Below are 26592 nucleotides of genomic sequence, written 5' to 3'. Positions count from 1 at the left end.
AAGCTACGGGTTGACGCTTGCGCGTCAGCGGTAGAGGAGCATCCTGTACGGGCTGAAGTCATACCGAAAGGAGTGGTGGACTGTACAGGAGAGAGAATGCTGGAATAAGTAGCGAGAAAAGAGTGAGAATCTCTTTGGTCGAAAACCTAAGGTTTCCTGGGGAAGGCTCGTCCTCCCAGGGTTAGTCGGGACCTAAGCCGAGGCCGAGAGGCGTAGGCGATGGACAATCGGTTGATATTCCGATACCACTATGACGCGTTATTACCGATGGGGTGACGCAGGAGGATAGGATGTGCCCACTATTGGATGTGGGTCTAAGCATCTAGGCAGAACAGATAGGCAAATCCGTCTGTTCAATGCTGAGGTGTGATGGGGAGCGAAATTTAGTAGCGAAGTATCTGATTCCACGCTGCCAAGAAAAGCCTCTAGGGAGTGAAGTAGTGCCCGTACCGCAAACCGACACAGGTAGGTGAGGAGAGAATCCTAAGACCAGCGGAAGAATTGCAGTTAAGGAACTCGGCAAATTGACCCCGTAACTTCGGGAGAAGGGGTGCCTACGCGAGTAGGCCGCAGAGAATAGGCCCAAGCAACTGTTTAGCAAAAACACAGGTCTCTGCTAAAGCGTAAGCTGATGTATAGGGGCTGACGCCTGCCCGGTGCTGGAAGGTTAAGGGGATTGCTTAGCGCAAGCGAAGGCATGAACTTAAGCCCCAGTAAACGGCGGCCGTAACTATAACGGTCCTAAGGTAGCGAAATTCCTTGTCGGGTAAGTTCCGACCCGCACGAATGGCGTAATGATTTGGGCACTGTCTCAACTGCAAATCCGGCGAAATTGTAGTGCAAGTGAAGATGCTTGCTACCCGCGATTGGACGGAAAGACCCCGTAGAGCTTTACTGTAGCTTAGCATTGAGTTTCGGTATTATCTGTACAGGATAGGTGGGAGACTTGGAAGCAAGGGCGTCAGCCTTTGTGGAGTCGACCTTGGGATACCACCCTGATGATACTGAGATTCTAACCGGACACCATGAAGCTGGTGACGGGACATTGTTAGGTGGGCAGTTTGACTGGGGCGGTCGCCTCCTAAAAAGTAACGGAGGCGCTCAAAGGTTCCCTCAGAACGGTTGGAAATCGTTCGTAGAGTGTAAAGGCAGAAGGGAGCCTGACTGCGACACCCACAAGTGGAGCAGGGACGAAAGTCGGACTTAGTGATCCGGTGGTACCTCGTGGGAGGGCCATCGCTCAACGGATAAAAGCTACCTCGGGGATAACAGGCTGATCTCCCCCAAGAGTCCACATCGACGGGGAGGTTTGGCACCTCGATGTCGGCTCGTCGCATCCTGGGGCTGAAGTAGGTCCCAAGGGTTGGGCTGTTCGCCCATTAAAGCGGCACGCGAGCTGGGTTCAGAACGTCGTGAGACAGTTCGGTCCCTATCCGTCGCGGGCGTAGGAAATTTGAGAGGAGCTGTCCTTAGTACGAGAGGACCGGGATGGACTGACCTCTGGTGTACCAGTTGTTCTGCCAGGAGCACCGCTGGGTAGCTATGTCGGGACGGGATAAACGCTGAAAGCATCTAAGCGTGAAGCCCACCTCAAGATAAGATTTCCCATGACGTAAGTCAGTAAGACCCCTTGAAGAACACAAGGTTGATAGGCTAGAGGTGTAAGCACAGTAATGTGTGCAGCTGACTAGTACTAATAGGTCGAGGACTTGACCTAAAACACATTCTTATGTGCAATTTTCAGAGAACAAACTTCTCTGATATCTGGTGATGATAGCGTGAGGGTTACACCCGTTCCCATTCCGAACACGATGGTTAAGACTCACAGCGCCGATGGTACTGCTCGGGAGACTGAGTGGAAGAGTAGGACGTTGCCAGGTTAGCCGAAAGGCTTAATTACATATGTATGGCTAGATAGCTCAGTCGGTAGAGCAGAGGACTGAAAATCCTCGTGTCCCTGGTTCGATTCCTGGTCTAGCCACCAAAAAAGCTTGAGTATTGAACTCAAGCTTTTTCTTTATAGGGAACGAAGATATTCTATAATATGTTCTACATGACCATCAACTTTTACTTTTCTATAAGCCCTCCTCAATACTCCCTCAGTATCTATTATAAAGGTACTTCTCTCTATTCCTATGTGTTTCTTTCCATACAGGGTCTTTTCCTTAAGTACCCCATATAAATTACATACTTCTTCATTATCATCACTGAGTAAAATAAACGGGAGACATTGCTTAGTAATAAACTTTTCGTGAGAGCTTAAAGAATCACGGCTTACGCCTAATACTACAGTATTTAACTCTTTAAATTTCTCAATATTATCTCTAAAATCCTGGGCTTCTAAGGTACAGCCAGGTGTATTGTCCTTGGGATAAAAATATAAAACTATATTTGACCCTCTATAATCTGATAAGGAGTGACTTTTATTATCTGATCCCATGAGAGAAAAATCTGGAGCCATCTGTCCTTCTATTACTTCTATATTGTTCATTAGATCACCTCAATTTATATAAGTATATGAAGCTATTATATAATAACAGTTATTACGAAGCAAGACGTGTAAAGAATAGGGTACAATAGAAGGAAATTGCGTTGATACGTAATTATCTTTTATTATACAACATTCCTTTAATAAATCTCATTATCTTAAATCTATATGATTTCCTTCTTCTTTAATATTATAGAGTTTAATATTGCCAGAGCAACAATATAAATTATAACGATAATTATAGGAAAAGTCATATTGGACACTGTGAAGTTTCCGGCGCTAACCAGTAAATTGTAAGGGATAAAGTCTTCTATTGCTTCTATCTTAGAGGGAAGAACAGAAAAGTATTGTATTGCAGCCACAACTATCCCGGCTAAGATACCTTTTTTAAATATTAGAGAGAAGAACATAGTGAGCATAAAATTGTATATGAAGAATAGGGATATAAGTAAAGCTGAGAATAAAACACCGGAGATAGGAGGAGATATACCCTTATCAAACATTAGCCCAACATAGTAGTAATTTAAAAATAAGCCAAGGCAAACTGCAGCGAGTATTAATAGTGAGTAGTGTAATACCTTAGCAAGTACTATATATTTTGCATCTGCCCCTTTGGAGAAAGGCAAGACAAATTTCTCGCTTCTTAACTCTTCACTTAGGATATTGCAAAAGGTGAATACCATAACAAGTATACCGGTTTGGAAAAAGTCACTTATTACACCTTGCATCACAGAAGTCTTATCAGAGGGGAGGGCGCTTAACAATCCTTCCATACCGCTCATGCCACTGCTTTCCAATATTTTTGGCATAAGCTTCAGCACTATTGGGTTGGATAGGGCAAGGAAAGCAAAAGCCAGAAATACGATAAGATATCTAAATTGTCTCTTGGATTCTAAAATTTCTTTTTTAAAGTAAGCTTTAAATGTTGCCATTATTGTTCACCAACCTTATGAAAATATCTTCTAAATCACTTTTTCTTAAATTATAGCTAATACAGGTATTGTCATATTCCGATAGAATTTGAAACAGGTCTTTCTTTGAATGGTCTAAGCTGGTCACATAAATACTGGCCTTCCGTTCTGCTATTTTAACCCTTTGTATCCAAGGGATGTTGCACAAAATTTCCTTCAGATTACTGCATTCATTTTCAAACTCTATATCAAACACCGGTTGAATATATTGATTCTTTAGGTGGTTAAGGTTATCTGATATTAGAATTTCACCCTTATGAATAATACTTACCTCATCGCATACTCTTTCTACGTCACTCAATATATGAGTAGATAAAAATACTGTTAGGCCTCTCTTTTTTAGGTTACTTATCAGATGTAAGATCTCAGCCCTTCCCTCAGGGTCCAGGGCTGAGGTAGGTTCATCCAAGATTAGCAGTTCTGGGTCATTAAATAAAGATACAGCTAGTCCAAAACGCTGCTTCATACCTCCGGAATAACCACCGATCTTTCTGTGGGCTGCATCTTTTAATCCCATGGTCTCAATTAATTCTGCACTTTTACTCTTAATCTTTGTGGCGGACATACCGCTTAGTTCTCCAATGAAATTTAAGTATTCATAAGCAGTCATATAGCCATAAAATACGGGACTTTGAGGAAGGTAGCCAACCTTCTTTAACAGATGTCTCTTGTTTTTATCAAATTTCTCACCGTCTAAATAAATTTCCCCACCGTCATAGTTTATTAGACCGGTTAATATATTCATGGTTGTAGTCTTTCCAGCACCATTTTGTCCAAGGAAACCATAGACTTTACCTTTTTCAACCTCGAAACTTATATTTTTTAATACATTGAGTTCCCCGTAATTTTTAACTAGATTCTTCACCTTAAGCATATTAATACCTCTTTCTACCGATAAATAAATAGATTATTGGACCAAAGAAATTGAAAGTACAAACAATCAGTATCCAAGCCCATTTGGGAAGATAGTTTACCTCATCTTTTATGATACTTCTGATACACACAAGGACAAGTATCAGCTGCAGTATTATTAGTGGAGCAAGAAACTTTAATAGGTCTGTACCTATGCTAATATCCATATGAGAAACCTCCTATTTAAACTTAATATTTAATTCTATGATTTATATTAATTTAACGATCAGTTAAACAAAAAGTTCATTAAAAAGCATGGAATTTCTATGATTATATACTTTATAACAGATTTATTTCCTTTTATTCCTATCTAATATTATTCTTGTAACTATGAGATATATTATTAAACTTTGAGGAACATTTATAAGGCCAAATAATCCCCAAAGCCAATAATACTTTTCGCGCCGTTTTCTTGCATCTTGAAATATCCAAGAGGCTTGTATGAGCAAAAGTGGGATTACTATTATCAGGACTGTTAATAAAGTTGTCGTAGATACTTCCTTCATTACATATCCTCCTTTACTGTCTTAAAATATGAAAAAGGAATTAAAATAAAGGGGAGAAAAATTGTAATGGCCAACTGCACATAAATAAAAATATCTTTGTTGATGTAAATAAGGGCAAAGAATATAATATTGATAATTAAGAAGGCGGAAAAAATAAATAATAAAAATTCTTTTTTTTGTTTTCTTTTGACTGTTACTTTCTCACCCTCTTGGATTATTCCCATGATATCTATGTTATTATCAAAGTTCAAAATATTAATTGCATCCATATTGTCGAGAGTGGAATAAAGCATGGCATTTTCATGATTAATCTCAGGTTTTGAACTGCTTTCTTTATGGGTATAATATTCATCTATATATCTTTCAAGGTCTTTATCCTTCATTATTCTTCATCCTCCTTCTCAAATTCTGACAGTATATATTTTATACCATTGTGAAGCCTGGATCTGACAGTTCCAACGGGGCATTTCAATACTTCAGCAATTTCTTCATATTTGTATCCATAATAATGTTTTAATATAAAAACAGCTCTTTTTTCATAGGGTAATTCAGATAATATTTTCATTATTCTTTTATACTCCAGTTTTTCTAAAACTAGATTTTCGGGATTGGAATTGTCCCACTGATAATTTTCCTCTAAGGTCTCAAAATGCTTGTTTTTTCTCAAGTAATCCCTGAAGGTATTAGTAGCAATGGTTATCAGCCATGTTGAGAATTTACCTATAGGCTTATATTTGCTTATGTTCACTACGGCCTTGAGTAAAGTCTCCTGAATGATATCCTGTGCCAGGTGAGCATCACAGGTTAGTTTTAGTACGTAACCTGATAGCATGGGATAATTGATTTTTAACAATTCATTCATTGCCCACTTATCACCTTTTTTAGATTGGTCAATTAATGCAAGCTCATCCAAAAAAATCTCCATCCTTATATCGAAGTGCTGTAGGTTATTGATTATAATATAGCATATCCGGATTCACATCTATATAAATTTCTACGGATATAAGGCTATCATTTTTTAAACGCTAAATCCATCAAAAAGTTCAACAAAAGGAGAAAGTAAGAAAATATTTTTTATTCATGGAAAGCTTTACACCTATGTTTGACAGCAAAATAGTGTAATGTTAAAATAAAGTAGTTACTTAATATTATTATGTAAGGAGAATATTTTCATGGATAACGGTAAAATACTTGCGGTAGTTGAGGGCGTTGAGATTACAGAGAGGGATTTATATAATACCTTTGTGAGAATGCCTAAGGAAAGGCAACAAGCCTTTAGTACGGAAGAAGGTAAAAAGCAGCTGCTTGATCAAATTGTTACTTTTGAATTAGTAAATAAAGATGCATTAAAAAATGGTTTGGATAAGGATCCTGTATTTGTTATGCAGTTGGAGAATATAAAAAGAGAGTTGCTTACTCAGTATGCTATACACAAGGTATTATCCCAGACTGTGGTTACTGATGAAGAGGCTGGTAAATTCTATAAGGATAATATGAGTCTGTTTTTACAGCAAGATGGGGTGAGTGCCAGACACATATTGGTTTCGGAATTAGATCAGGCTAATGAGATATTGAGCAAATTGAAAAATGGTATGGATTTTGCTGAAGCAGCAGCTACATACTCAACATGCCCATCAAAGGAAAGAGGCGGTGAATTAGGCTTCTTTACCAAGGGAAGAATGGTACCAGAATTTGAAGAAGCTGCCTTTGGATTAGAGGTTGGAGAGATTAGTGAACCTGTAAAGACACAGTTTGGTTATCATATAATTCAAGTAATGGAGAAAAAGCCAGCATGCCTAAAGAGCTTAGAGGAAGCCAAGCCTGAAATTATTGAGAGATTGAAAAATCAAAAGCAAAATCAAATATATGGAGCATATGTTGAAAGCTTAAAGAAGAAGTATACTGTAGAATATAAATAATAAAAAAACACGGGCAACCGTGTTTTTTATACAGCTAAGTCAAGTTCATTATAGTCTTTAATAGTCTTATCAGCAATACTTAAAATTTCACTCCATTGATGCTGAGCGGCCTTGTCAAAAACCCCCACAACCTTCATGCCAGCAGCCTTGGCTCCCAATACTGCAGGAAGTATGTCTTCAAAAACAATACATTGATGGGGATCTACCTTTAATCTTTCAGCGGTAAGAAGGTATACGTCAGGAAAATCCTTGCCCCTGCTGACTTCGTTTGTTGTTGTTATCACATCGAAAAATTCGTATATGCCATTATTTTTTAAGGCTATTTCCAGCAAGGTGTTAGAATTGCTGGTGGCCAATCCAATTTTGATTTTTTTAGCCTTTAATAGTGCTAGAAATTCTCTTGCACCGGCTTTAAGCTTTACACTGGTACGGTATTCGTCCAGGGCCATATTATGCCAAGTCTCCATTATCTCTTCGATGGATTCCTCTATGTTAAATCTGTTTTTGAAATATATTGCAGTTTCTTCGAAACTGAGATGTGCTATATCATCCCGGATACCTTCCGGTATTTCATGCCCCTTAAGCTGCAGGTAATCTATATCTATCTTTTCCCACACCCACATAGAGTCCACTAGAGTTCCATCTAAATCGAAGATTGCTGCTTTAATATCCTGTAGCATTTAATCACCTCATAAGTATTATAGCACAAAAAAAGTGATATAGGACAAATATCACTTTTTCAGTCTGGGAGAAAATATTATTGTAATTAAAGCACATATACCCATCAAATAGGGATAATATAAATAGCGCATGATGGATAGAGAACTCAAGCCTGCAAGACTGGCAGCTGATAGAAGTTGGGCTCCGTATGGGATTATGCCTTGAAATACACAGGAGAACATATCCAAAATGCTTGCACTTCTTTTTGGTTCAACCCCATACTGGTCTGCAATGTCCTTGGCTATGGGGCCTACAGTAACAATTGCTATGGTATTATTAGCTGTGCAAATATCTACAAGACTAACAAGGGCAGCAATACCCAGCTCCGCACCGGTCTTTGATTTTACACCCCTTGTAACTAAGTTTAGTATAAAGTCTATGCCGCCATTGTATTTCATAAGCTCAACCATACCGCCAATGATTAAAGAGATAATGATTAATTCAGACATTCCACTTATGCCCTTGGCAGCTGCCTGCATTAGACCCACAATATCAAAGGCGCCATATGCCATTCCAATGATCCCTGAAAATACACTGCCCCCAATTAATACGTACAATACATTTACACCGAATAGAGCTGCTATAAGAACAGATATATAGGGAACAACCTTTATTAAATCGTAGCTATAGCTTATATCCATTGCTGAACCTTTGCCTATAGAAATAACACCAAATATTATGGCACTTATAATAGCTGCCGGGAGCACTATAAAGAAGTTCATTCGGAACTTGTCCTTCATTTCGCAACCTTGTGTTTTGGTTGCAGCTATAGTGGTGTCAGATATCATTGATAAGTTATCTCCAAACATTGAGCCACCTACTACGGCGCCTACGATTAAGGCCATGGGTATACCTGTCTTTTGAGAAATCCCTACCGCTATAGGTACCAGTGTTGCGATAGTTCCCATAGAAGTTCCGATAGACAGAGATATGAAACAGGCTATTATGAATATACCGGATACAAGAATATTACTGGGGATATAGGTTAGACCAAGGTTCACAGTGGCCTCAACAGCTCCCATAGCCTTGGCTATTTCAGCAAAGGCACCGGCAAGTATAAATATAAGACACATCAATATAATATTACCTTCACCGGCGCCCTTACAAAAGATATCTAGCTTTTGGTTAATAGAGAGCTTTCTGTTCATAAACAATGCAACAATGGCCGCAATTAGGAAGGGTACAATAACCGGTACAGCATAGAAGTCCCCTGATATAACAGATAAAGCTACAAATATAATAATGAAAACTAATAGAGGAAGTAAAGCGGATAATTTTCCTTTGTTTGTTGTATTCAAGAGCAGTCCCCCTAACAAAAATTCTACATAATTGTATCAAGTAACAGTTAGTATGTCAATGAAGTAAAATATATCGATAATAGGGAGATACAATATAGACAATTTAGAAGACCCTTTCAAACAACTCCATATTTCTTCCTTTCTTTATATCATCTACGGAAGTAATTCCAATTTTCTTTAAAACGTCTTTCATTACATCACTATCTATGGCAACTTTTATTTCTGAATTATCGCACAGGGAATTTAGCCTATCTCTGCCAAGTTCCATGGAAATAATTCGCTTTGGGCCACCTACACAGCCTCCAACACATCCCATACCTTCTATAAAGTTTGCATCAATTTCTCCACGCTGGAGCTTTGATAGAAGTTCTTTGCAATTTGGTACACCATGGGCCTGAACTGTCCTCACTTCTTTATGCTTATCAGGGAACATTCTTTTAATAGCTTCACTTACAGCAGTTGATACACCAGCAGTTCTACCATACAAACGCCCTCCTCTGGAAGCATATTCTACAGTGTAAGTCTCCGGCAGCTCAGCAGGATTTATCTCAAGAGCTTCAAAAATAGTTTTAAGCTCTTCAAAGGTCAGCACATAATCTATGTCACCTAGCAGGTCTTTTTCCTTTGCTTCAGCTTTTTTAGCTATGCAGGGGCCAATAAATACTACTTTTACTTCTGGATTAAGTTTTTTTAGTACTCTACCAGCAGCGATCATTGGAGATACAGAAGGGGATACGTGTTTAACCATTTCATTGTATACTCTTCTAATCATTGCTACCCACATTGGACAGCAGCAAGAAGTGATAAGAAAGTCATCTTTGTGGTGTACATGATGGTCAAATTCAACGGCTTCTTTAAGAGTCAGCATATCTGCAAAGAAGGCTACTTCAACCATATCTGTAAACCCAATTCTTTTAAAGGCGGTTCTAAGCTGGTTTAAAGTTACATTTTCACCAAATTGACCGTATATTGCCGGAGCTACAGCTGCTATCACCGGAACCTTTTCTTTGAGAAGATGAGCAAAAGGAATAAACTCAGTCCTATCCATGATATGACCGTTTTCACAGGCTTCTACGCACACACCGCAGTCCTCGCATCTTTCAGGATCTATGTAGGTTTTACCTGTATTGGGGTCTATCATAACAGCGTCAAAAGGACAGGTACGTTGACAATTGGTGAGACCGGATTCATCTTTACAATGACCATCACAGCTTACCGTCCTATCCACTACTTTGTGCTCTAATTTATAGGCTGAGATTGCCTTTTTAAGGTTCTCTATGTAATTCTCATCATAGTCTAAATCAACACCACATAAATTAGATATTGTCTTAAAGAGTTGAGACTTATTAATCTTTTCTTTCTCCATCAATGCCTTAATACTTTCCTCAAAGTTATCCTCATAGTAAGCCTTTATTATTTTCTTAAACAGCTCTCTATGTTTATCATGCACAGTAATCACTCCTAAAAGTATTTTTATGTAGTATCTCATTAACCTGCATGGGCAAATCTCAAAGATAATACATATATAAGTATATCCATCTAGCTAACTTTAATTAGGCATAAGATAAATTTATTTTCATAATTTTACTCAAACTTTATGCATAAAAAATGCTCTAATTGAAGAAACTATATTGAATATATTTTTACTAAGAAAGTGTGTGGTGATAAAAGATGATTTACGTTATAATCTCAGTTATTTTATTAGGAGTAATTATTACCTTGTCACTCTGCAAGGCGGCAGGCAGGGCAGATCAATGGGAAGAAGAAATGAACTATGAAGAGGGAAATAAGGTTTAATGAGATTAGAATGATAATATAGATTTGAAGGCAATAAAAAAGACCCTTACGGTCCAGAAGTCGGGGTGACAGGACTTGAACCTGCGACCTCTGCGTCCCGAACGCAGCGCGCTACCATCTGCGCTACACCCCGATAAACAATATTATATATAATCAGATTATAAAATTCAATTAATTTTTTGAAATTATAAGCTAATTTTAAGGGATACACCGATGGTGTGTCCTTTTGTTTTTTAAAAATAAAATTGATTAAAAAATTCTTTTTAATTGTTGTATGTCATATACATAAAGTAGCAATAAGATAGGGGGAATTATTGCAGAAGCTAAAGGCTCTTATTACCAATTAAGACCTTTACTATTCTAATGAAGGAGTTGAAATATGTCACGGGAGATAATGATTGATTCTGTAACACAGTTTAGTGGATTATTAAAGGTTGAAGTTATTATTGACAGAAATAGGATTACAGAGGCAAAATGCATGGAGAACACAATCCTAGATCTTGGGATTATTCTTAAGGGCAAGAACCCTTTAGAAGTGGTAGAATTTTCACAGAAAATCTATGGAGTTTGTCCCACTGCCCACAGCTATGTCTCAACAATGGCTGTTGAAAGCGCCTTAGAAATTATTTGTGATCATAATAGTGATGTTATAAGAAGTTTTATTCACGGTTGTGAATTTCTTCAAAGTCATATAAGGCATTTTTACACCTTTGTACTGCCGGATTATATAAAAGGGCCATCAATACTGTCCAATCTTAATGAAGAATTCATTGAATACAGGCTACCCCATTTTGTGAATGAGAGGCTCTCGGGGCATTATGTACAAGGACTCAGATACAGCTGTATGGCACATCAAATGCTTGAAATGTTTAACAATAAAGGGCCTGGAAGTTATGGGATATATTTGGGAGGTAATACAGTTAATTTCGATGTATCTCAATATGTAGAGATTAATTCCTTGTTAAGAAACATAACGGATTTCATTAGAGAGGTTATGCTGGAGGATATGGAAATTATAGCTATGTATTATGATGATTACTTCTCAAAGGGGGATACCGGGGACAACTATTTAAGCTATGGTATAAATGATGCATATTGTAATGGAGAAATTTATTACGTGAAGCCCTCCGTAAAGATAAGAGGCAAGTTTGAAGAATTGGATGAAGAAAAAATCCAAATCTATTCCGGAAGATATGATGGATGTTCCATGGAGGTAGGACCCATGGCCAGAATGAAGCTGGCTGGTGAATATGATGGCGGTAACTCTGTTATGGATAGATTAAAGGCCAGAGTTTTAGAGTGCTATAGGATAGCTGTTACTATGCAAAAACTTATGCCAATGATGGAATTTACACCGAAGCATAAGCAAAGTTACGAAACGCCGAGTAAGGCCTGTGGAAAGGCTTTGAGGGATACTGCAAGTGGTGCTTTAGGGCATTGGATATCTATAGAAAACAAGAAAATAAGAGGTTATGAAATAATGACACCCAATTCATGGAATTTAAGTTCAGGGGATTCTGTAGGAGAAAAAGGAGTTTTAGAAAAGGCACTATTAGGAACAAATATAGAAAATGAACAAATACCAGTGGAAATTGGAAGGATTATAAGAAGCTTTGACCCCTGCATGCCTTGCACTGCACAAGTTACTACTTCAAAAGGTAGCTTTGAATATCAGATTATATGACAAAAAAGCTAATAGCTATAGGAAATAGTTCTATGCAGGATGACGGGGTAGCTTTAGAGGTGGGAGAAAGAATCAGAAGAGTGCTGCTTGAAAAAGAAGTTGAAGTAATAATGGCTGAAACCGATATTGATTCTTGTACTGAAAGAATACAGCCCGGGGATGAAGTGTATATCATGGACTCTACCTATTATGGTATCGCACCGGGCAGTATAACCTTTAGTGAACTTAATGGAAAAAAGGACAGAAAATATATTGCTTATTCCATGCATGGATTTAATCTGATAGATATATTAATGACTTATGGTAAGAAGATTCGTGTGTTTTTAATTGGTATAGAAATTGAAAGTATCGAAATGGAGAGGGGTCTTAGTAAGACTCTATTAAAAAAAATTGATGGTATTTGCAATCATATTATAAAATTAATATTATAAAAATTTTGATGCCTGTTTTAAGTTTGAAAACAAAGGGGCTGTCTTAAATTGACAAAGCCAGTTAAGAAACAGCCTCTTTTTTAATATATTAAGGTTTGATTTTTTCATCTCCGGCACCTTTTACAGGTACAGTTGAAGCAACGAAGCCTACTAATACAGATACTAATGCCGGTGCTACTATATTTATATAGGCCACATAATTTGTTTTATACAGTATTAAAGCTGTTCCACCGGTAATTACAACGGAACCGATAAATATGTAGACAACAAACTTTGCAAAAGAACTCATGAATTTTTCGTATATTCTGTGTCTTGTAGGACCACTGATAACAGCTTTAAACACAAAGAAGAAAATTAGAATAAGAACTGCATTAACAGCAGCAGATATTAAGAAATTTACCATACCAACACCTCCATAAGATATCAATTGTTTTAAATTTTATTCTAAGCTTAGTATTACCAACTTTTTATAATTAATAATGAGTAATTAGTTATTATTGAGAAAATTTAGTAAGGATGAATTTCTACTATTTATAAAATTAAATAGAAAAAGGCTGTTGCGTTATTTTCTGCAACAGCCTTTTATTTCTATTTTGCTAGTTTGTATATGTTGATTATATCTTCACGGCCAAGTTTTACAAAGTTACCGAGTGTCCATTTACCATAGTTAGTACACTTATCAGCCATTTCTTCGAATCTATCTTCTGTAATATTTGCATCTCTTAAGGTTACAGGTAGGCCAATACTTCTGAAGAATTTTGTAATTCTGCGGATTCCCTCTAAAACTACTTCTTCCGGTGAAGTATATGATAAATCAACGTCCCAAACCCTTACAGCAAATTGAACAAAACGGTTTATATCATGCTTGTAAACATACTTCATCCAAGCAGGGAATATGATTGAAAGTCCTGCGCCGTGAGCAATATCATAAATTGCGCTTAATTCATGCTCGATACCGTGGGAAGCCCAGTCACCAATTCTTCCTGGTTCCAACATATTATTATGTGCCACTGTACCGGCCCACATAACTTCAGCCCTTGCAGTGTAATCCTCAGGATTTGCTATGGCTTTAGGAGCATAATTTATAATGGTTCTTAAAGTGGCCTCACAAAGTCTATCAGTAAGATCTACATTTTTAACATTTGTAAAATATCTCTCCATAATATGAGCCATCATGTCAGCTACACCACAAGCTGTTTGATAGGCAGGTAAAGTATATGTAAGTTCAGGATTTAAAATAGAGAATACCGGATATATGTGGTGTGTAGTTAATCCCTTTTTGAACCAGCCTTCTTCGTTAGTGATAACAGAACTGTTGCTGGATTCACTGCCTGCTGCAGGTATTGTCAATACAGTACCAACAGGAAGGGCGGTTTTTACTTGAGCCTTACCAATGTAAAAGTCCCACACGTTGCCTTCGTAGGGAACGCCAACAGCAATTGCCTTAGCAGTATCTATAACACTGCCGCCGCCAACAGCCAAAATAAAGTTAATATTATTTTCACGGCACAGCTTTATTCCTTCCTGAACAAGACTAAGTCTGGGATTCGGCTGCACACCTGAGAGCTCAACATATTCTATGTTGTTTTCCTTTAGTGAAGAAATCACTCTATCATATAAGCCTGTCTTTTTTATACTGCCTCCTCCATAGCACAGCAGTATACGGTCAGTGTAGTTTTTAACTTCCGCACCTACACTACTTTCAGTTCCCTTACCAAAGATTATTTTTGTAGGATTATGAAATACAAAGTTTTCCACAAAATCACCCCTAATTATATATTTAACCTATATACCTATATTATATATATAATTTTATGGATAAAGAATGTATTATTCTATAATTTATCTTGTTGATATGCAGCAAAGAGATAAGATTATCTATATAATGAGTAATTAGTAATGTGTAATGAGTAATTAAGGAAAGCTTTTCTTAGTGTAGGGAAGAAAAGCCATTTTAATTTATATAAAATAAAAGAGATTCGGCCATGGACCGAATCTCAACCATAATTACTAATTATTACTTACTAATTACTAATTTGTCTAAGCACCTTCGTTCAGGAACTTGTATTGAGACATATAGAGATTATAGTAACTGCCTTTTAGCTTCATAAGTTCCTCATGAGTACCGGATTCTTTGATCCTTCCATCGTCCACAACCATAATTCTGTCACAGTCTCTTATGGTGGATAGTCTATGAGCGATTACAAAGGAGGTTCTGCCGTAAAGCAGCTTTTGGATACCCTTTTGCACTAATCTCTCTGTAGCTGTGTCTATGTTTGAAGTTGCTTCGTCTAAGATCAATATTCTTGGGTTAGCCAGCAGTGCTCTGGCGAAGGAGATCAACTGTCTCTGTCCAACAGATAATCTGGAACCTCTTTCGTTTACGTCGGTTTCATAGCCCTTAGGAAGTTTCATAATGAATTCGTGAGCATTAACTGCTTTAGCTGCAGCAATAACTTCTTCATCGGTGGCATCCAGTTTTCCGTATCTTATATTTTCCTTAATAGTAGTAGAGAATAAGAAGGTATCCTGAAGCATAATACCCATCTGACTCCTTAAGGATTCGAGTTCAACGGAACGTACATCGGTACCGTCTATTAGCACTTCACCGGAAGTTACATCGTAGAATCTGCTTATAAGGTTAACTATTGTAGTCTTACCGGCTCCGGTAGCACCTACAAGAGCCACTGTTTCTCCTGCCGGTATTTTAAAGCTTACATCATCTAGAACCTTAACCCCTTCTTCGTAACAGAAGGTTACATTCTTGAATTCTACATTACCCTTAATCTTTGGCATTTTTACATCTGTGGCAGAATCTGTTATATCCGGCTGTATATCCATGATATCAAAGATTCTTTCTGCAGCAGCAAAGTTAGTAATAAGAGTGTTATAGAAATTACTGATATTCATAATTGGTCTCCAGAACATACCAATGTAAGAGGAGAAGGCAATTACGGTTCCTACGGTTATGTTGCCATCATTTAGTCCAAGCAGATAAACACTATACCAGTAAACTATTAAGGATCCGATACCCCAGGATATTTCTACCAGCGGCCAGAACAAATCGTTAAGCTTCACTGCATGCATAAAGGATTCCATCATGGACCTTGACAAGGAGTTAAAGGTTTTTGAAGAGTGCTCTTCAGAAGCGAAACCTTGTACAATTTTTATACCGGAGAAATCCTCATGGGTAAAGGCATTTATATTAGAACGTTTTTTCCTAAACTCCTGCCATCTCTTTCGGCTTCTGGTTTCAATAAGGAACATTGCAACTGACAAAAGAGGAAGTATTGCTACTGATAAAAGCGCCAGTTTATAGTTCATAGTAAACATCATTATTCCAACGCAAATCAGGCTTAATAGCTCAGGAATAAAGCTTGTTACGCTGTTGTTAAATAAGTCCTGCAGAGCACTTACATCCCCAATAACTCTAGCTAGGATCTTTCCAACAGGCCTGTTATCAAAGAAAGAAAAGGACAACTTTTGTATATGGCTGTAAAGTTCATGACGGATGTTTACTAAAATATTGTTAGTAACTGAGGCCATAACCTTTATTCTCACTCTGGAAGCTATGAGAGCCAGATAGTTTAATACCAACATAACTCCGCCGATAATCAACAGCCCACGTAAGTCACTATTTTGTATATTTTCATCAATGGCTATCTTTAAAAGGTAAGGATTAACAATACCAGTAAGCATAACAAAGATCAGAAGGGCTACAACCAAGGTAACCTGTTTTGTATAAGGCCTCAAGTATTTTGAAAGCCTCATGATAATTTCTCTTTTAGAGTGCTTCTGTACGTCTTCATCTTGTTTTACTGTATTTCTGGCCATTATACCACCTCACTTTCTACATCTTCAAAATCTTTAAATTGATCACAATAAATTTCATAGTACTTTCCACGAAGAGCTAACAGTTCTTGATGAGTACCTTTTTCGAGGATTCTACCATTTTCCATATACAGTATGATGTCAGCATTTTTAACTGCTGAAATTCTGTGGGCAATGATAAAGGTAGTGGCTTCTTTATGAAGGGAGTTTAGATTCTTAAGAAGCTGGTACTCTGTTTCCATATCCAAAGCAGAAGTAGCATCGTCTAAAATCATGATGCTGGACTTTCGTACTAAGGCTCTTGCTATGGCAAGTCTTTGCTTCTGACCACCGGATAAGCCTATACCTCTTTCGCCAATGAGAGTGTCGAAGCCGTCTTCTAAGTCATTTATAAATTCCATGGCACAAGCCATTTCACAGGCCTTTATTATCTGTTCCATGGAGGCATTCCTGTTACCCATCCTTATATTTTCTGCTATTGTGTCAGAGAAAAGGAAGGTATCTTGAGGAACTATAGACATATGCTCTCTCAATGTTTTAAGGTCAAGGTCCTTTACGTCTGTGCTGTCAATGGTTAGAGAGCCTTCAGACACATCGTAATATCTTCCAATAAGATTTATGATAGAGGTCTTACCGGAACCGGTAGTTCCCATGATAGCTACAGTACTGCCGGCTTTAATATCAAGGTTGATATTGTCTAATACTTCTTGATTATTGTACTTAAAGCTTACGTTATCAAATGTAATATGACCCTTAATTTCTTCAGGAATAACTGGGTTTTCGCTGTTTTTTATATCAGATTTTGTATCTAATATTGCAAATATCTTCTTGGCTGAAGCACTGTTTTGTGCCAGCATATTTGTGAGCCAACCCAGATTTCTCATAGGCCATATAAGCATCCATATATAGCCGTTAAAGGCTACCAGTGTACCAATGGTGAGACCATCATTTCCCCATATTATTAGAGCTCCTCCAAGAACGACCATTATAACCAGGGATAGGTTTGTTAGAAATTCTATCTGTGGAAAGTACTTACCCACCACAGAGGATTGCTCCATATTAAGCTTATAGTTTTCTTTGTTTAGGTTTAAGAACTTTAGAATTTCATGCTTTTCTCTGGCAAAGGCCTTAACAAGTCTTACACCGGCTATGTTTTCCTGAGCGGCAGTATTAAGCTCTGCCCCCTGATCGCTTAACTTTTCGTAAGTTTCACCAATTTTCTTCTCAAATTTAATTGCTATATAAGCTATTGGAATCATAATTACTAAACAAGCAACTGCCAGCTTCCAACTGTAGTAAAAGAGTATTGATGTAGCTAAAACAAAGTAAATAATATTCTCAACGAATAGTCGAAGGCCAAAGGAGATAGTTCTCCAAATATTTTCTACATCTTCGTTGATTCTGGACATCAGCTCTCCGGTATTCATATTGTCGAAGTAACTGAAGGGAAGACTTTGAATATGATCAAAGAGATCCTGCTTTATATCGATATTGACCTTTGCTGAAAGTGCATCAAAGAGATATTCTTTTACATATCCCAAGATTGCTCTAGCCAGCGTTATTCCGAGTAGGGCAAGCATCACTGATGCTAACAGTTGAGTTTGTCCATCTGTTATGATTTGATCTACAATGACTTTGGAAAGATAAGGATTGAACATGTCAAGTAGTATGCTTACCAACATGGCCAAACTTGGTACGATTATGAGTGCTTTGTACCTCAGCACGTAGTTAAAGAGTCTTTTCATAAATTATTCCCCCCTCTTGTTGATGATACTCTGCTGTCCTATTATTTTCATATATGTATTTGACAGCAGATGGTGTTGAATTAAGAATAGCTTAAATGAAAAAAGCCATGGGTATCCCATGGCAGTATAAGCTCCAGGCAAAAGAAGTCCCTGAAGGATATAAAAAGGCCATGGGTGATAGCCCATGGCCGCAATTTAACAAATCACAGCGTACTCTATAAATAATACCTTTAATGGCTATTTTTTCTAGAGATAGGGCTACCGATATTTCTTGCAAAAGCAAAACTACAGGAATTAAACGCTCTTAAGTTGCCGTTCATTGCAAGTCCAAATTTTACTGTTAACATCGTTCCTACCTCCTTTTTTATTATTATAATACCATTACAGGATACTACTTTTGCCTTAATATGTCAATAGATTTTCTAAAAAGTTATTATTTTTTTATTATACTATTATATTTATAATTGAAGAAACTCTTCACCTACCTTTACTATATCTCCGGCGCCAAGGGTCAGGATAAGGTCCCCCTCACGGGCATTTGCTTCTAAGTAAGCTGCAATATCTTTAAAGCTATGAATATTTGTACATTTTACGGACTTTTCTCTTAGCCTGTCACCAAGTTTATCAGAACTTATAATTCCTGTATCTTTTTCCCTGGCTGCATATATATCGGCCAGAATAACCTCGTCAGCATCATAAAAGCTTTCCACAAAGTCATCTAGCAAGGCAAGAGTTCTGGAATAAGTATGTGGTTGAAATACACACAGAATTCTCTTATGAGGATAGTTTTTTGCTGTACTTAGAGTAGCCTTTATTTCTGTAGGATGATGAGCGTAATCATCGATAACGGTGACACCGTTTTTTACACCCTTCAGCTCAAACCTCTTATGGGTACCTCCATAGGAGAGAAGCCCTTGAATTATATGCTGCTTATCTATATTCAAGGCCAAAGCTGAACCTATAGCTGCCAAGGAATTTAATACATTATGCTTTCCTGGTACGCTGAGAGTTATACGGAAGAGAAATTTCCTCTCATGAATAACATCAAAGGATGGGCAGCCTTTATGGTTAAAGCTTATGTTATGAGCCTGAAGTGTTCCTTTATTGAAGCCATAGCTGACAGTATTACAGCTACATTTATCCATGAGCTCCTTTACTCGCTCATCCTCAGTATTTCCGATGAAATAGCCCTCTTTAGGTATAAGCTTTGTAAATTGTTCAAAGGTATCCTTTATATGATCAATATCTCTGTAATAATCAAGGTGATCAGCATCAATATTTAGTATTATCCCCATATACGGATAGAACTTTAGAAAGGACCCTTTATATTCACAAGCCTCAGTAATAAAATATTCGCTTTTCCCAGTGCGGACATTCCCATCAATTAAATCTAGTTCTCCGCCTACTAATATAGTAGGGTCAACCTGTGCTTCCAATAAAATATGAGATATCATAGATGTGGTGGTGGTTTTACCATGGGTTCCGGTGACAGCAATATTATATCTATGACCTTTCATAATAGCGCCTAAAAACTCCGCCCTGTCCATTATTGGAATATTAAGTTCCGATGCTTTAAGGATTTCCGGATTTTCCATGGAAACTGCTGCGGTATATACTACAAGGTCAGAGGAAAGGACATTGTCAGCATGATGACCTATGTAAATCTCAGCACCTTTATCCTTAAGTTTTTTTATTATATTAGAACTCTTCATATCTGATCCGGAAACTTTATAGCCTCTTTCTAGTAAAATTTGGGCAAGAGCGCTCATGCTTATACCGCCAATGCCGATGAAATGAACCCTTTTATTAATATCTCCGTCTAAGTCGAAAGTCAAAAATATCACTCCTTAAAAATAATAAAAGTTTTATGAAAAATATGGGAAATATATTCCTTAATATTATATACAATTTTTTAATAAAAAAAACATCACTTCAGCAAAATATGGATTTTAATGGTAATACATATATACTTATTATATTCCGCCTATGAAAATATTGTCCCAAAACTATATAAACTTGATAAGTTTGTGCCCATTATTCATAATGTTCGATATGAACATGTAGTATTGTTGAATATGGTTGCAGCAATCAAATATTTTAAAGCCTTTCTATTGATATTGTTCAGAAATTAGAATAAAATATGAATAATAATATTGTAAAAAACAATATAATTCGTGATTGGTGTGGTGATAACGTGGATAAGTTTAGCAGAAATAATAGAATTTCAGCTATAACAAAGATACTTGTAGAAAATCCTAATAAGGTTATTAATTTAAATACTTTTACTGAAATGCTGAATGCTGCAAAGTCAACTATCAGTGAAGACATTGTTATGATAAAACAATCTTTCAGTGCTTTAAATATTGGAAGCGTAGAAACAATAGCCGGTGCTGCCGGAGGAGTAAAATATGTGGTCGGAGTAGGAGAAGAAGAGTGTAAAAAGTTTGCTGCAGAGTTGTGCGAGGCCATGGCAGATAGCAGTAGAATCATACCGGGAAATTTTATCTATATGACAGATATTATGTATAATCCTCAGGTCATACAAAAAGCTGGAGCAATATTGGCATATCAATTTAAAGATCTTCCACTTGATTACGTAGTCACTGTTGAAACAAAAGGTATTCCCTTAGCCTATGAGGTAGCTAAAAATCTTGCGGTACAATTAGTGATTGTCAGAAGGGATAATAAGGTTACTGAGGGGCCTACTGTTACCATAAATTACGTAACCGGAAGCAGCGGAAGAATTCAAAACATGTCTTTGGCAAAGCGGTCAATTAAAAAGGGAAGCAACTGTATATTTATTGATGACTTTATGAAGGCGGGAGGAACCGCTTTAGGTATACTAGAGCTTTTAAAAGAATTCGAAAGCCAGCTTGTGGGGATTGGTGTGCTTGTTGACAATGTTGATACTCCCAAGAAACTTGTACGAGATTACATGTCCATAATAGATTACTGCGGTATAAATAATGAAGGAAAAGCAATATTTTCACCGTCAAAGTTTTACAAATAAAAAAATATTCAAAAAATTTGATATTTTTTTATTAAAAAAAAGAGGAAATTTCAAATCCATAGAGAACTAATATAGACATAAAGCATCACGGAGGTGGATTTTAAATGCAGATAACTGATGTTAGAATTAGAAAAATTGCAGCCGATGGAAAGATGAAGGCTATCGTTTCTGTTACCTTTGACAATGAATTTGTAGTTCATGATATAAAGGTTATAGAAGGACAAAATGGCTTATTCATAGCTATGCCCAGCAGAAAGACTCCGGATGGAGAGTTTAAGGACATAGCACATCCTATCAATACAGATACAAGAGAAAAAATCCAAAATGCAATTTTGGAAGAGTATGCTAAGGTTAAAAATGAAGAACCTGAAGCTGCAGAAAGTGTTGAGGAATAAAAAGGAGTTGTATACTCCTTTTTATTTTTTCAAATTTTCTAAAAACAGTATAAAGGTTGAAAAAGGGAATACTATAAAATATAATATATGAGGATAGTAAGGGGCTTTATGTATAAAGCTGTACAAAAGTGCCGTGGAGAGGTGTTAATATGTATAAATGTGCTGTGATACTTGCAGCAGGGGAAGGTAAAAGGATGAAATCTGAACTTCCGAAAGTGCTTCATAAAGTATGCGGTAAGGAAATGGTTAATCACGTTATCGATACTATGAGGGCTGCAGGTTTAGAGGAAGTCAATGTGATTGTTGGTAAAGGTGCTGATAAGGTTAAGGAAATGACAAGTTCCCGACAGGTTTCCTACAGTTTTCAGGACAAACAATTAGGAACAGGACATGCCGTTATTTGTGCTAAAGATTTTCTGCAGGGGAAAAAGGGGGCTGTGGCCATTTTTACAGGTGATGCTCCACTTATCAAGGTAGAAACAGTACAAAGCTTGATAAAGCACCATGAAGAGGGCGGCTATAGTGCGGTTATATTGACATCAATCATGGAAAATCCTCAAGGTTACGGAAGAATTATCAGGGATGCAGAAGGCGTAGAAAAAATAGTTGAACATAAGGACTGCACTGAGGAACAATTATTGGTTAAGGAAGTTAATGCAGGAATGTATGTTTTTGATATAGAGAGTTTGCTGGAGAGTTTAAATAAGCTTACCAATGACAATGCTCAAGGGGAATACTACCTTACAGATGTCATAGCTATCCTAAAAAGTGAAGGTAAGAGAGTAGGCGCTCTAACCACTGATTTTGAAGAGACTTTAGGCGTTAATTCCAGAGTTGAATTAGCCGTTGCTGAACAGGTTATGCGTGAGAGAATAAATAAAAAACATATGATAAACGGAGTTACTATAATTGATCCGAAAACAACATATATTGATAGTGAAGTTGAGATAGAAAGTGATACCCTTATATATCCCGGAAATGTACTTCAAGGAAAAACAATAATAAAGAGTGGATGTGTAATATATCCTAATAACAGAATACAGGATAGTATTATAGAAAAAGGGGTAACAGTTCAAAGCTCTGTTATACTTGAAAGCTCCATCGGAGAAAATACCACTGTAGGGCCCTATGCATATATAAGGCCTGAAAGTGTTATAGGCAATAATGCCAGAATTGGAGATTTCGTAGAGATTAAGAAATCTACCATTGGTGATAATACTAAAGTGTCCCATCTTACATATATAGGAGATGCTGAGGTCGGAAGAGACTGTAATTTTGGTTGTGGTACAGTGGTAGTAAATTATGATGGAAAGAAAAAACATAAAACTATAATTGGCAACAATGCTTTTATTGGCTGTAACACAAATCTTGTTTCTCCGGTAGAAGTTAAGGATAATTCATATATTGCTGCAGGTTCCACTATAACCAGGGAAGTACCCAGTGGAAGCCTTGCCATTGCCAGAGCAAAGCAGGTAAATATAGAAGGTTGGGTTAATAGGAGAAACTCAAATAAATAGATTAACAAAGGGAGGCTTACTAAATGATAACCCATGGTAAGAACATAAAAATCTTTACAGGGAACTCACATCCACAATTGGCTAAAGACATAGCAGATGCATTAGGAGTAGACCTGGGGAAATCCAAAGTAGGAAAATTCAGTGATGGAGAGATATCTGTTGACATCAATGAAACAGTTAGAGGTGCTGACGTCTTTGTAGTTCAGCCTACCAATGCTCCGGTTAATGATAATCTTATGGAACTTCTAATAATGATGGATGCTTTTAAAAGAGCTTCTGCTGGAAGAATAACTGCTGTTATACCATACTATGGATATGCACGACAGGATAGAAAGACTAAGGCAAGAGATCCGATTACCGCTAAGTTAGTTGCTGATCTTATAGCAACTGCCGGTGCAGACAGAGTATTAACAATGGATTTACATGCGGCACAGATTCAAGGTTACTTCAACATACCACTGGATAATTTAATGGGGGCACCATTACTTTCAAATTACTTTGTGGGAAAAGGCTTCAAGGACAACGATGATGTTGTTGTTATATCACCTGACTTAGGCAGTGTAACAAGAGCTAGAAAATTTGCAGATAAACTTAACGCTCCTATTGCTATTATTGACAAGAGAAGGCCAAGGGCTAACGTGTGTGAAATAATGAACATAATTGGAGAGGTTAAGGGAAAGACTTGCATATTGGTTGATGATATGATAGACACTGCAGGAACTATAACTAATGCTGCAAATGCTCTTTCAGAATTGGGAGCTACAGAAGTTTATGCCTGCTGTTCCCATGGTGTACTTTCCGGACCTGCAATAGATAGAATAAGAGATTCTGCTATAAAAGAATTGGTTATGCTTAATACAATAAATGTGACAGAAGATAGAATGATAGATAAAATAAGGACTCTTTCTGTAGCACCTATATTTGCTGAGGCGATTAAGAGGGTTTATGAAGATCTGCCAATCAGTAAGCTTTTTGAAGATTAATTTACGAACAACCTGGGGCCATAAGTCTCAGGCTGTTTTTTTTTATTTAATAATGAGTAATAAGTGAAAAATATTGATTGATTAAGTTAATAATTTGTAACATTTTTAATATAGTATACTAAATAGGTATGTAAATGTGTTAAATTATATATATGTAGAAGTTAAACGGATTCTTGAATTGTTGCAAAATTTTGATAATAAAAATATAATGTTGTTTGAGACTTAGTTTTTAGAACTTATATTTAAGGAGTGTAAGATATGGATGGGAAAATTGCTAGAGTACTTGTGGTAGATGATGATATTAATATAGCAGAGGTAATTAAAATGTATCTCGAAAACTCCGGTTACTCTACTTTTGTAAGTCATGACGGGAAAAGTGCCCAAGAAGCTTACATAGAATATAAACCGGACCTGGTACTTCTAGATATTATGCTTCCCCATATAGATGGCATAGATGTTCTGAAATGGATTAGAAAAGAACATGAGACTCCCGTTATAATGCTTACCGCTAAGGGGGATACCTTTGATAAAGTTTTAGGATTGGAACTTGGGGCAGACGATTATATCGTCAAGCCTTTTGAACCCAAGGAGTTATTAGCAAGAGTTAAGGCCGTGCTAAGAAGATATAATACAGATAACACAAGTAAGGAGACTTTAGCATTTCAGGAGCTAACTATAGATGTAAACTCCTATAATGTAGTTTATAGGGGGGAGGAGATCAAGATGCCTCCTAAGGAATTTGAATTGCTATATTTCTTGGCCAGTAACAAGAATAGGGTATTTACAAGGGAACAATTACTTTGTGAAGTATGGGGGTACGATTATCCCGGTGACTCCAGAACAGTAGACGTACACGTAAAAAGGCTTAGAGAGAAATTACAAGGAGGCCCTAACTGGCAAATTGAAACAGTTTGGGGTGTTGGATATAAATTCGAGGTGAAGTAAATGCGAAAGAAGGGTCTTGTTTATAAGACGGTATTAGTTTATACCCTGATATCTGCGGTGTGTGTCACCTCAATATGTGTATTGCTTTCTCTGCGGATAGAAAAACATTACTTTGACCAAAAGAGGATTCAAATGAACAATCAGGGAAAAGTGCTGTCAGAAAGAGCTATCAAACACATAAATTTTGATGATGAAGTTCCCCGTGATAGGATAAAAGAAGATATGGCCTTGTTAGCAAGTAACGTGGATGCAGATATTTTTCTGATAAACAAAACCGGCTTTGTTTTAATAGTTTCTGATGATAAATATAGTTATCTGGAATTTAAAAACTTTATGGAAAAGGAACTTACAGAATTAAGACAGGGAAAAACTATAGAAACTACCGGTAGATATCAAAACCTATTTAATGAAGAAATGTATATCTATATGATACCTATTTTTGAAAATGAAGAATTCCTTGGAGCCATAGCTACTTTTACTCCAATTGCCCAAATCTATGAACCCATTAAGAGAGAAAATGTATTTATGTGGTCTATAGCTTTGGGGATGATAGGAGTTGCCGCTGTATGTATATACGCATTGACAAAGAAAATGATAATTCATCCTCTGGCAGAGATAAACAGAGCGGCTCAGAAAATATCCAAGGGTGAAGTTGAGAGAAGGGTACAGTTTAAGTCTAATGATGAAATAGGAGACTTGGCGGAATCCTTTAATACAATGGCCGATTCTCTTGAAAAGGTAGAAAAGAATAGGAGGGACTTTATCTCTAATGTATCTCATGAGTTAAGGACTCCAATTACCTCTATAAAGGGCTTCATAGGAGGAATATTGGATGGAGTTATTCCAAAAGACAAAGAAAACTACTACCTTACCATAACCTATGAAGAAATTCAAAGACTAACAAGACTAGTAAACGATTTACTGGATCTCTCCGTATTAGATTCCGGAAAATTTAAGCTGAATATTAGCGAACTGGATATCAATGAAATAATAAGATTATGTGTAATAAAATCTGAGGCGAAGATTAATTCAAAACAATTGAATGTTGATGTAACACTTCAAGATGAACATCTCTATGTGTTAGGCGATAGGGATAGAGTGATTCAAGTAGTGACAAATCTTTTAGACAATGCTGTAAAATACGTCAATGATGGCGGAAACATCAAAATCGTAACTCGAACTAAGTCTGATAAGGTTCTAGTTTCTCTGTACAATGATGGACCTAAAATATCGGAAGAGGATATAAGGCACATTTGGGAAAGATTTTATAAGTCGGATAAGTCACGTACTTCAAAAGTTAGTACAGGCTTAGGGTTGCCAATTGTGAGAAATATACTTACGCAATTAGGTGAGGACATATGGGTAGAGAATGGAGAAAAAGAAGGCGTAACCTTTTACTTTACCTTGAAAAAAGTATAGTTTATTATTGTTGGGAGGTGC

At 37.0% G+C, this 26592-nt stretch carries 26 protein-coding genes, 2 tRNA genes and 2 rRNA genes (1 of these 30 only partly in view); 14 read left to right on the top strand and 16 right to left on the bottom strand.

Annotated elements, in window-relative coordinates:
- The 3 genes from FHY60_RS16015 to FHY60_RS16005 form a co-directional block, all read left to right on the top strand.
- A 23S ribosomal RNA gene (locus FHY60_RS16015) occupies positions 1–1717 on the top strand; it begins 1234 nt to the left of the window's first position.
- Positions 1718–1763: 46 nt separating this feature from the next.
- A 5S ribosomal RNA gene (gene rrf / locus FHY60_RS16010) occupies positions 1764–1880 on the top strand.
- 28 nt (positions 1881–1908) lie between these two features.
- Positions 1909–1984 (top strand) — tRNA-Phe (locus tag FHY60_RS16005).
- A gap of 33 nt (positions 1985–2017) precedes the next feature.
- Here FHY60_RS16005 and bcp read toward each other — a convergent pair.
- The 7 genes from bcp to sigY form a co-directional block, all read right to left on the bottom strand.
- Positions 2018–2491: a thioredoxin-dependent thiol peroxidase gene (gene bcp, locus FHY60_RS16000; RefSeq protein ID WP_139905968.1), complete on the bottom strand. Its 474-nt coding sequence runs from the start codon at positions 2489–2491 to the stop codon at positions 2018–2020.
- Positions 2492–2652: 161 nt separating this feature from the next.
- Entirely contained in the window at positions 2653–3420 is a 768-nt protein-coding gene (locus tag FHY60_RS15995; RefSeq protein WP_139905967.1) for an ABC transporter permease, read from the bottom strand.
- Positions 3407–4333, bottom strand: coding sequence for an ABC transporter ATP-binding protein (locus tag FHY60_RS15990; protein ID WP_139905966.1), 927 nt, complete (start codon positions 4331–4333; stop codon positions 3407–3409). Before FHY60_RS15990 ends, FHY60_RS15995 begins: the two co-directional genes overlap by 14 nt.
- Before the next feature lies 1 nt (position 4334).
- On the bottom strand, positions 4335–4538 hold the full coding sequence (locus FHY60_RS15985) for a PLD nuclease N-terminal domain-containing protein (protein ID WP_139905965.1): 204 nt from the start codon (positions 4536–4538) through the stop codon (positions 4335–4337).
- A gap of 123 nt (positions 4539–4661) precedes the next feature.
- Complete coding sequence (locus FHY60_RS15980; RefSeq protein WP_139905964.1) at positions 4662–4877, bottom strand: sigmaY antisigma factor component; 216 nt, start codon at positions 4875–4877, stop codon at positions 4662–4664.
- The gene (locus FHY60_RS15975) at positions 4877–5260 is read right to left on the bottom strand and encodes a DUF5345 family protein (protein ID WP_139905963.1); all 384 of its coding nucleotides are present in this window, start codon (positions 5258–5260) and stop codon (positions 4877–4879) included. The genes FHY60_RS15980 and FHY60_RS15975 overlap by 1 nt, the downstream gene beginning before the upstream one ends.
- Entirely contained in the window at positions 5260–5790 is a 531-nt protein-coding gene (gene sigY, locus FHY60_RS15970; protein ID WP_139905962.1) for an RNA polymerase sigma factor SigY, read from the bottom strand. The genes FHY60_RS15975 and sigY overlap by 1 nt, the downstream gene beginning before the upstream one ends.
- A gap of 259 nt (positions 5791–6049) precedes the next feature.
- Here sigY and FHY60_RS15965 point away from each other — a divergent pair, with 259 nt between their 5' ends.
- Positions 6050–6796: a peptidylprolyl isomerase gene (locus FHY60_RS15965; RefSeq protein ID WP_139905961.1), complete on the top strand. Its 747-nt coding sequence runs from the start codon at positions 6050–6052 to the stop codon at positions 6794–6796.
- A 26-nt stretch (positions 6797–6822) separates the two neighbouring features.
- Here the strand turns inward: FHY60_RS15965 and FHY60_RS15960 are convergent, their stop codons facing one another.
- The 3 genes from FHY60_RS15960 to FHY60_RS15950 all read right to left on the bottom strand — a co-directional run bounded on the left by FHY60_RS15960 (position 6823) and on the right by FHY60_RS15950 (position 10264).
- On the bottom strand, positions 6823–7476 hold the full coding sequence (locus tag FHY60_RS15960) for an HAD family hydrolase (RefSeq protein ID WP_139905960.1): 654 nt from the start codon (positions 7474–7476) through the stop codon (positions 6823–6825).
- 51 nt (positions 7477–7527) lie between these two features.
- Positions 7528–8814, bottom strand: coding sequence for a Na+/H+ antiporter NhaC family protein (locus FHY60_RS15955; protein ID WP_243122165.1), 1287 nt, complete (start codon positions 8812–8814; stop codon positions 7528–7530).
- 103 nt (positions 8815–8917) lie between these two features.
- The gene (locus FHY60_RS15950) at positions 8918–10264 is read right to left on the bottom strand and encodes a [Fe-Fe] hydrogenase large subunit C-terminal domain-containing protein (protein WP_139905959.1); all 1347 of its coding nucleotides are present in this window, start codon (positions 10262–10264) and stop codon (positions 8918–8920) included.
- Positions 10265–10485: 221 nt separating this feature from the next.
- Between FHY60_RS15950 and FHY60_RS18555 the strand changes: the two genes are divergently transcribed.
- Positions 10486–10611: a hypothetical protein gene (locus FHY60_RS18555; protein ID WP_279230418.1), complete on the top strand. Its 126-nt coding sequence runs from the start codon at positions 10486–10488 to the stop codon at positions 10609–10611.
- Positions 10612–10671: 60 nt separating this feature from the next.
- Here the strand turns inward: FHY60_RS18555 and FHY60_RS15945 are convergent.
- Positions 10672–10744: transfer RNA gene (locus FHY60_RS15945), tRNA-Pro, on the bottom strand.
- Between the two features lie 246 nt (positions 10745–10990).
- On the opposite strand from FHY60_RS15945, the gene FHY60_RS15940 reads away from it, so the two are divergent.
- Complete coding sequence (locus tag FHY60_RS15940; protein WP_139905958.1) at positions 10991–12295, top strand: nickel-dependent hydrogenase large subunit; 1305 nt, start codon at positions 10991–10993, stop codon at positions 12293–12295.
- On the top strand, positions 12292–12726 hold the full coding sequence (locus FHY60_RS15935; protein ID WP_139905957.1) for a hydrogenase maturation protease: 435 nt from the start codon (positions 12292–12294) through the stop codon (positions 12724–12726). The genes FHY60_RS15940 and FHY60_RS15935 overlap by 4 nt, the downstream gene beginning before the upstream one ends.
- A gap of 88 nt (positions 12727–12814) precedes the next feature.
- Here FHY60_RS15935 and FHY60_RS15930 read toward each other — a convergent pair whose 3' ends face one another.
- From FHY60_RS15930 to FHY60_RS15915, 4 genes are all read right to left on the bottom strand, one after another.
- Positions 12815–13129 (bottom strand): hypothetical protein, encoded by a 315-nt coding sequence (locus tag FHY60_RS15930; protein ID WP_139905956.1) that lies wholly within the window; start codon positions 13127–13129, stop codon positions 12815–12817.
- Positions 13130–13314: 185 nt separating this feature from the next.
- Positions 13315–14484, bottom strand: a complete 1170-nt coding sequence (locus FHY60_RS15925) for an iron-containing alcohol dehydrogenase (RefSeq protein WP_139905955.1) — start codon at positions 14482–14484, stop codon at positions 13315–13317.
- Between the two features lie 282 nt (positions 14485–14766).
- Positions 14767–16560: an ABC transporter ATP-binding protein gene (locus FHY60_RS15920; protein WP_139905954.1), complete on the bottom strand. Its 1794-nt coding sequence runs from the start codon at positions 16558–16560 to the stop codon at positions 14767–14769.
- Positions 16560–18302 carry an ABC transporter ATP-binding protein gene (locus FHY60_RS15915; protein ID WP_139905953.1) on the bottom strand — a complete coding sequence of 581 codons (1743 nt, stop codon included), beginning with the start codon at positions 18300–18302 and terminating at the stop codon, positions 16560–16562. The genes FHY60_RS15920 and FHY60_RS15915 overlap by 1 nt, the downstream gene beginning before the upstream one ends.
- A 95-nt stretch (positions 18303–18397) precedes the next feature.
- Here FHY60_RS15915 and FHY60_RS18550 point away from each other — a divergent pair, with 95 nt between their 5' ends.
- Entirely contained in the window at positions 18398–18523 is a 126-nt protein-coding gene (locus tag FHY60_RS18550; protein WP_279230417.1) for a hypothetical protein, read from the top strand.
- 237 nt (positions 18524–18760) lie between these two features.
- Here FHY60_RS18550 and murC read toward each other — a convergent pair whose 3' ends face one another.
- A complete protein-coding gene (murC, locus tag FHY60_RS15910) occupies positions 18761–20137 on the bottom strand; it encodes a UDP-N-acetylmuramate--L-alanine ligase (RefSeq protein ID WP_139905952.1) in 1377 nt (458 codons plus the stop codon).
- Positions 20138–20496: 359 nt separating this feature from the next.
- Between murC and purR the strand changes: the two genes are divergently transcribed.
- The 6 genes from purR (at position 20497) to FHY60_RS15880 (ending at position 26571) form a co-directional block, all read left to right on the top strand.
- Entirely contained in the window at positions 20497–21312 is an 816-nt protein-coding gene (purR, locus tag FHY60_RS15905; RefSeq protein ID WP_139905951.1) for a pur operon repressor, read from the top strand.
- A gap of 104 nt (positions 21313–21416) precedes the next feature.
- Positions 21417–21707 carry a septation regulator SpoVG gene (gene spoVG / locus FHY60_RS15900; RefSeq protein WP_139905950.1) on the top strand — a complete coding sequence of 97 codons (291 nt, stop codon included), beginning with the start codon at positions 21417–21419 and terminating at the stop codon, positions 21705–21707.
- Between the two features lie 149 nt (positions 21708–21856).
- The gene (gene glmU, locus FHY60_RS15895) at positions 21857–23224 is read left to right on the top strand and encodes a bifunctional UDP-N-acetylglucosamine diphosphorylase/glucosamine-1-phosphate N-acetyltransferase GlmU (protein ID WP_139905949.1); all 1368 of its coding nucleotides are present in this window, start codon (positions 21857–21859) and stop codon (positions 23222–23224) included.
- 23 nt (positions 23225–23247) lie between these two features.
- Complete coding sequence (locus tag FHY60_RS15890; protein ID WP_139905948.1) at positions 23248–24207, top strand: ribose-phosphate diphosphokinase; 960 nt, start codon at positions 23248–23250, stop codon at positions 24205–24207.
- Positions 24208–24465: 258 nt separating this feature from the next.
- Positions 24466–25152: a response regulator transcription factor gene (locus FHY60_RS15885; RefSeq protein ID WP_139905947.1), complete on the top strand. Its 687-nt coding sequence runs from the start codon at positions 24466–24468 to the stop codon at positions 25150–25152.
- Positions 25153–26571 carry a sensor histidine kinase gene (locus FHY60_RS15880; protein WP_139905946.1) on the top strand — a complete coding sequence of 473 codons (1419 nt, stop codon included), beginning with the start codon at positions 25153–25155 and terminating at the stop codon, positions 26569–26571.
- Positions 26572–26592 lie beyond the last annotated feature (21 nt).

The organism is Clostridium thermarum, assembly GCF_006351925.1.
In the GTDB taxonomy this organism is placed as follows: Bacteria; Bacillota; Clostridia; order Clostridiales; family Clostridiaceae; genus Clostridium_AU; species Clostridium_AU thermarum.
Note: the sequence above shows the minus strand (reverse complement) of the source record. Positions and strands in the feature narration are given on the sequence as shown.

What these genes read in the sequence shown, in the direction of transcription:
- FHY60_RS18550 (WP_279230417.1), top strand. Translation starts at nt 18,398, where the DNA reads ATGAAAAAAGCCATGGGTATCCCATGGCAGTATAAGCTCCAGGCAAAA.
- FHY60_RS15980 (WP_139905964.1), bottom strand. Translation starts at nt 4,877, where the DNA reads ATGAAGGAAGTATCTACGACAACTTTATTAACAGTCCTGATAATAGTA.
- FHY60_RS15985 (WP_139905965.1), bottom strand. Translation starts at nt 4,538, where the DNA reads ATGGATATTAGCATAGGTACAGACCTATTAAAGTTTCTTGCTCCACTA.
- bcp (WP_139905968.1), bottom strand. Translation starts at nt 2,491, where the DNA reads ATGAACAATATAGAAGTAATAGAAGGACAGATGGCTCCAGATTTTTCT.
- FHY60_RS15960 (WP_139905960.1), bottom strand. Translation starts at nt 7,476, where the DNA reads ATGCTACAGGATATTAAAGCAGCAATCTTCGATTTAGATGGAACTCTA.
- FHY60_RS15990 (WP_139905966.1), bottom strand. Translation starts at nt 4,333, where the DNA reads ATGCTTAAGGTGAAGAATCTAGTTAAAAATTACGGGGAACTCAATGTA.
- FHY60_RS15885 (WP_139905947.1), top strand. Translation starts at nt 24,466, where the DNA reads ATGGATGGGAAAATTGCTAGAGTACTTGTGGTAGATGATGATATTAAT.
- FHY60_RS15920 (WP_139905954.1), bottom strand. Translation starts at nt 16,560, where the DNA reads ATGGCCAGAAATACAGTAAAACAAGATGAAGACGTACAGAAGCACTCT.
- FHY60_RS15975 (WP_139905963.1), bottom strand. Translation starts at nt 5,260, where the DNA reads ATGAAGGATAAAGACCTTGAAAGATATATAGATGAATATTATACCCAT.
- FHY60_RS15935 (WP_139905957.1), top strand. Translation starts at nt 12,292, where the DNA reads ATGACAAAAAAGCTAATAGCTATAGGAAATAGTTCTATGCAGGATGAC.
- FHY60_RS15940 (WP_139905958.1), top strand. Translation starts at nt 10,991, where the DNA reads ATGTCACGGGAGATAATGATTGATTCTGTAACACAGTTTAGTGGATTA.
- FHY60_RS15965 (WP_139905961.1), top strand. Translation starts at nt 6,050, where the DNA reads ATGGATAACGGTAAAATACTTGCGGTAGTTGAGGGCGTTGAGATTACA.
- FHY60_RS18555 (WP_279230418.1), top strand. Translation starts at nt 10,486, where the DNA reads ATGATTTACGTTATAATCTCAGTTATTTTATTAGGAGTAATTATTACC.
- FHY60_RS15995 (WP_139905967.1), bottom strand. Translation starts at nt 3,420, where the DNA reads ATGGCAACATTTAAAGCTTACTTTAAAAAAGAAATTTTAGAATCCAAG.
- glmU (WP_139905949.1), top strand. Translation starts at nt 21,857, where the DNA reads ATGTATAAATGTGCTGTGATACTTGCAGCAGGGGAAGGTAAAAGGATG.
- FHY60_RS15880 (WP_139905946.1), top strand. Translation starts at nt 25,153, where the DNA reads ATGCGAAAGAAGGGTCTTGTTTATAAGACGGTATTAGTTTATACCCTG.
- FHY60_RS15890 (WP_139905948.1), top strand. Translation starts at nt 23,248, where the DNA reads ATGATAACCCATGGTAAGAACATAAAAATCTTTACAGGGAACTCACAT.
- spoVG (WP_139905950.1), top strand. Translation starts at nt 21,417, where the DNA reads ATGCAGATAACTGATGTTAGAATTAGAAAAATTGCAGCCGATGGAAAG.
- FHY60_RS15930 (WP_139905956.1), bottom strand. Translation starts at nt 13,129, where the DNA reads ATGGTAAATTTCTTAATATCTGCTGCTGTTAATGCAGTTCTTATTCTA.
- FHY60_RS15915 (WP_139905953.1), bottom strand. Translation starts at nt 18,302, where the DNA reads ATGAAAAGACTCTTTAACTACGTGCTGAGGTACAAAGCACTCATAATC.